Source organism: Mycobacterium sp. 852002-53434_SCH5985345 (assembly GCF_001667155.1).
Taxonomy (GTDB): domain Bacteria; phylum Actinomycetota; class Actinomycetes; order Mycobacteriales; family Mycobacteriaceae; genus Mycobacterium.
In genome coordinates, this window is record NZ_LZIE01000036.1 from 1 (window position 1) to 698 (window position 698).

A 698-nucleotide genomic window follows, 5' to 3' on the forward strand; every position below is an offset into this window, starting at 1 on the left:
TCCGACGGCAAGGAGAACAAGCCGTCCAACCCCAGCGATCCGCATGACGGGGTCTACACCGCGGCGCGGCTGGCCCGCGACGAGGGGGTGCCCATCTCGACGATCTCGTTCGGCACCAAGACCGGTGAGATCGAGATGGACGGGCAGCGCGTCGCCGTCCCGGTCGCGACGGATCAGATGAAGATGATCGCCAAGCTGTCCGGCGGGCAGTCCTACACCGCCAGCAACGTCGCCGAGCTCTCCAAGAGCTACAACGCGATCGAGAAGGACATCGGCTACCGAACGGTGCCGGGACCGGGCAGCGCAGGGTGGTTGCGCCTGGGCGTCATCACCGCCCTGATCGCTACGGCGCTGGCGCTGCTGATCAACCGGCGGCTCCCGGTCTGATCGCTCAGGAGGGCAGCCGGCGGTTCAGGAGCAGACCGGCCAAGATGGCGCCGGCCATCGCGACTGCCCCCAACAGCATCCACGCCAGGCTGGCGTCGCCCTTGACGGTCTCGTAGCCGATCTGGCGCTGCAGGGTCGCATAGACGTTCTTCAGCGACTCGAGGCTGTCGGCGTGGAACGACTGGCCGTCGGTGATCTCGCAGATCTTCTGCAGCGTCTGGTCGTCGACGGGAACCGGGATGGTGGCGCCTTCGTACTCGACCGTGCCGTACGGCGTCCCGAAGGAGATCGTGGAGATCTGCACACCCTCG

2 pseudogenes are annotated in these 698 nt (G+C 66.9%); one reads left to right on the forward strand and one right to left on the reverse strand.

Annotation, left to right across the window (positions count from 1 at the left end):
• Positions 1 to 387 (forward strand): annotated as a pseudogene (locus A5756_RS07660) (hypothetical protein); the annotation flags it as partial.
• 4 nt (positions 388 to 391) lie between these two features.
• Here A5756_RS07660 and A5756_RS07665 read toward each other — a convergent pair.
• A pseudogene (locus tag A5756_RS07665) lies at positions 392 to 698 on the reverse strand (hypothetical protein); the annotation flags it as partial.